Below are 4,581 nucleotides of genomic sequence, written 5' to 3'. Positions count from 1 at the left end.
GCCGCGGCGCGCCGCAAGGCCGGTACGGCGGCAGGCGCTGGGAATGGGCCTGTGCGCGCTGGCGGCGGCGATCGCAATAGGAATCTGGCAACGCGGCACGCCCGCGACGGAGTACCGCACGGCCGCAGGAGAACGGCGCACCATCACGCTGCCGGACGGATCCATCGCCGAATTGAATAGCCGCAGCCTGCTACAGGTTAGTTTTGACGGCACCCTGCGAAGGGTCTTCCTGCAAGAGGGAGAAGCCTTGTTTGCCGTTGAAAAAGACGCGCGCCGGCCTTTCGTGGTGGATGCAGGGCTGGGCCGCGCCAAAGTGACTGGCACCCGCTTCGACGTGCGTCGCGACCAAGACCAGGTACGGGTGGTGGTCGAATCCGGTTCGGTCGAGGTGACAGGCACGCAGGACAGCGCCCCCGTGTCGGTCACGGCCGGCCTTGCGGTTCGTATCGATGCCGGCGGACGTGCCGGCCAGGTCCAGGCCGACTCCCTGCCTGCCGCCCTGGCCTGGCGCCAGGGCCAGATCGTGTTCACCGATACGGACCTGGCCAGCGCCGTGCGCGAGGTCTCGCGTTATCGGCAGCACCCCATCACCCTGGCACCCCGCCAGGGGCTGGAACAACTGCGCCTGACCAGCGTCTTCCAGACCGCGGACACGGACGCCTTCCTGACGGCGCTGCCGCACATCCTGCCCGTTGAGGTTCGCCGCCAGTCCGACGGCCGGGTGGAACTCGTCGCCCGCTGACGCGACCTTCCAGTCGCTGTTACAAAAAAAACGGCCGCGGCATTCAGGTATTTTCCGCGTATTGCGTCTTCTTCCTGATAACCAAGCGGGCATGGTGCCCGCCAGCATGATTCAGGAGCACAGGAAGTGGATCGCAAAAAATGGGGAAGGCGCGCGCGGATGCAGGGCCTCAGGAATACGGTGCTTGCAGCGTTGTTGATGGCGGGATCGGCGGGCGCCTGGGCGCAGGCCGCGCCCGTGGCGATCGACATGCCCGCGCAATCGCTGGATCAGGCCCTGCGCAGCCTGGCCCAGGCCCATGGCTTGCAGGTCTTCTATGCACCGCAGACGGTCGCGGGCATGCAGGCGCAAGCCGTCTCGGGCACGATGACGCCGCAACAGGCGCTCTCTGCCCTGCTGAAAGACCAAGCCTTGCGTGTGCGCCAGGACGGCGCCGCGATCATCATCGAGCCGGAAAACGCTGGCCAGCCTCAGGTCATGGCGCCCATCGAAATCTCTGCGTCGCGCACGGCGAGCAATCTGGTGAGCCCCGTGCAGCAAACCATCGTGCTGGAACGAGACGCCCTGCAGGAGCTGCGCACCGGCTCCGACAGCCTGGCCACCATACTCTCCAAGACCGTGCCCGGCATGGCCGATTCCAGCCGCACCATGACCGATTACGGCCAGACCCTGCGCGGCCGCGGCGTGCTGGTGCTGGTGGACGGAATCCCCCTCAACACCAACCGGGACTCGTCGCGCAACCTGGCGAACATCAACCCGGCCACCATCGAGCGGGTCGAGGTGCTGCGCGGCAGCAGTTCGATCTACGGCGCCGGCGCTACCGGCGGCATCGTCTCGATCACCACCCGACCGGCCGGTGGCGAGACGGTGTCCGAAACCACGGTGACGGCCGTCAGCCCCCTGAGTCGGCTGCGCGCCGACGGCCTGGGCGGACAGTTGCAGCAGCACTTCGCGGGCAGCCAGGGCAAGCTGGACTATGCCCTGGACCTGGGCGCGCGCCACAACGGCGCCTCGTACGACGCACAAGGCCGGCGCATTGCGCCCGAGCCCAGCCAGGGCGATCTGTTCGACTCCAACATCTACAGCCTGGGCGGCAAGCTGGGATTGCGCATCGACGACCAGCAGCGCCTGCAGCTCTCTGCCAGCTACTACAACGCGGACCAGGATTCCGACTACACCTCGGATCCCTCCGTGGGCCGCCTGCCGCCGGGATCGGCGCGCGCCCTGCCCATGAGCGGCCTGCAACTGGCCGATCAGAACCAGATCCGCAACACGCTGTTGAACCTGGAGTACGAGCACCTGGACGTACTGGGCAGCAAGGTCACGGCCCAGATGTACTACCGCGACTACTTCACCCGCTTCACGCCCTTCGACGCGCGCGCCGTGGTCACGCGCGGCAACAACGTGGACCAGGTAACGCAGAACACCAAGGTATTCGGCAGCCGGCTGACCGTGGACACGCCGCTGGGCGAGCAATCCAAGGTGCTGTGGGGCGCGGACTTCAATCAGGAGCGCAGCGACATGCCGATCGACATCTTCGATCCTGCGGCCTACGACCGCAGCGGAGGACGGGTATTCAACAGGATCGGCAGCCTCACTTACATGCCCGAACTAACCTCCCGCAGCACCGGCCTCTTCGCACAGCTTGAACACCGCTTCAACGAGCAATGGTCGGTACAGGGTGGCGCGCGCTACGAATACGCCTCCGCCCGGTTCGGCGATTTCGTGCCCTTGTCGCAACTGCGCGTGCCCTCCCCGGCCACGGTGCAGGGAGGCTCCGTCAACTACGACGCCTTGCTGTGGAACTTCGGCGTCGCGTACGCACCGGTGCGCGGCCAGGAAATCTACGCCAACTTCAGCCAGGGCTTCCAGCTGCCCGATATCGGGGTCCAGATGCGGAATGCGCGTCCGGGCTTCGACATCGGCTCGTCGGACCTGCAGCCGGTCAAGACCAACAACTACGAGCTGGGCTGGCGCGGCGGCGCGGGCAACACCTCGGCATCGCTGGCCGTGTTCTACACCACGTCGAAACTCGGCGACGTGCAGAGCTTCAACAACGGCCTGATCCTGACGCGCACCGAAGAACGCATCTACGGCGTAGAAGGCACCATCGACGCCACCACCGACGACGAGAAGTGGGGCGCTGGCGGCACCTTCACCTGGATGAAGGGCCGGGAACAGCCGGATGGCGGCAGCTGGCAAGGCATGACCGGCTACCGCGTTCCGCCGCTCAAGCTCACGGCCTATCTGCAATACCAGCCGAACGAACGCTGGAACGGCCGCGTGCAGGCCAACTATTTCGGCGCCAAGGACTACCGCCTGGATGGAAAAGAGAGCTTCGGCCGCAGGGATGCCAGCAGCTACTTCACCGTGGATCTCATGGGCCGCTATCAGCCCGACGCGCGCAACACCTTCATCCTGGGCGTCGAGAACCTCTTCAACCGCGAGTACTACCCGCTGTACAGCCAGCTGTTGCGCAGCAACACCAACACCAGCCGGCTCCCTGCCGCGGGAGCCGTGCTGACGCTGACCTACCAGCACAGGTGGTGAGACGTCGCGCTAGAAGTCCGTCGATACCGACAGCCAGAGCGTGCGCGGCATGCCGCTGACCAGATAGCCGGAGGGATTGGCTTCCCAGTAGTGCTTGCCCAGCGGGCGGCAAGGCGTAATCGATCAGTCTCTTCGCCGCCAGGCGATCGGCCACTTCGGCAGCCTGGCCTTGCGGTAGGGCAGGCTGCTCCAGTCCGGGCTGGCCGAACCGGGAGCGGCTACATACAGCACCGCCTTGGCCAGCGGCGCATACCTGGCATGGAAGTGATGCGCGGACTTCACCACGATCAGGCGTTGCGCCTTCAGGTCGCAACCCAGCTGGGTGAAGAGGTCCGTGTGATAGGCCTGGGTGCGCAGCGACACCAGCGCGACCAGGATGCCGTCCACGTCGACCAACGCGCAATCGCCCAGCGCGATGCGGGTATCGGAGTTGCCCGTCATGGTCATATCGGCATGCGTGGATATGACCCGGCAGCGCGCGTCCACGGGGCTGCCGGACAGCGGGCCGACCTTGCCGCCGATGCGCAGGGCCAGCTCCGCGCCCGGGCCGGCGTCGAAGGCGATACGCGCCGCCACCGGATCCCACATGGGGCCGATGGCGGCATTGCGTATGCCGCGCTCCCGCATCCTGGCCAGCAGATAGGTCGAGTCGCCGGCCGCGCCGCTGCCGGGATTGTCCGAGCGGTCCGCCAGCACGATGGGACCGTCGCCGAAGGCCAGCGCTTCATCCAGCGCCTGGTCCACGCTGCGGTAGGGAACCATGAGCTCTTCGCGCATGCCGATGAGTTCATCGGCCAGGCGGCGCGCCAGGGCCTGGGCGCGGGCGGCATCGCCATCGGCATAGACCAGCACCTTGGTGCCCATCTCCGGCACGTCGCCGGTGGCAAAGCCTTGCGCGGCCGAGATCGACAGGATGCCGTCGCGGCCTTCCAGCGCCTTGATGCGGCTGACGAAACCCTGCGCCGGCTCGCGGGTGGTATGCATAGGCACGATCATTTCGCAGTCGATCAAGGCCGCCACGGGCCGCGTGCGGCCGGCCTGCGCGTCCAGGCACAGCGCCAGCAGGTCCTCGGCGCGCTCCAGCACATCGGTGTGGGGATACTCCTTGAACAAGACCAGCACCGTGGCCTGCTCCACCATCAGCGGCGTCAGGTGCGCGTGCGGGTCCAGTTCGGCGCCCACCACCACACCGGGGCCGACGATCTCGCGCACGCGGCGCAGGATGTCGCCCTCGCAGTCGTCGTAGCCGTCGGCCACCATGGCGCCATGCAGGCCCAGCAGCACCATGT

3 protein-coding genes are annotated in these 4,581 nt (G+C 66.9%); 2 read left to right on the top strand and 1 reads right to left on the bottom strand.

The annotated features are described in order from the left end of the window. Together VIR09_RS13020 and VIR09_RS13015 are read left to right on the top strand one after the other, a co-directional pair. Positions 1–742 (top strand): FecR family protein (locus VIR09_RS13020; protein WP_332013242.1); only part of this gene is annotated, 742 nt, incomplete at its 5' end. A gap of 159 nt (positions 743–901) precedes the next feature. Beyond that, entirely contained in the window at positions 902–3,292 is a 2,391-nt protein-coding gene (locus tag VIR09_RS13015; protein WP_332013241.1) for a TonB-dependent receptor, read from the top strand. A gap of 123 nt (positions 3,293–3,415) precedes the next feature. Here the strand turns inward: VIR09_RS13015 and VIR09_RS13010 are convergent. Continuing rightward, on the bottom strand, positions 3,416–4,581 hold a 1,166-nt coding region (locus tag VIR09_RS13010; RefSeq protein ID WP_332013240.1), incomplete at its 5' end, for a M81 family metallopeptidase.

This window comes from Achromobacter sp. (assembly GCF_036567245.1).
Taxonomy (GTDB): Bacteria; Pseudomonadota; Gammaproteobacteria; order Burkholderiales; family Burkholderiaceae_B; genus Achromobacter.
This window is presented reverse-complemented; position numbering and strand designations above follow the sequence as displayed.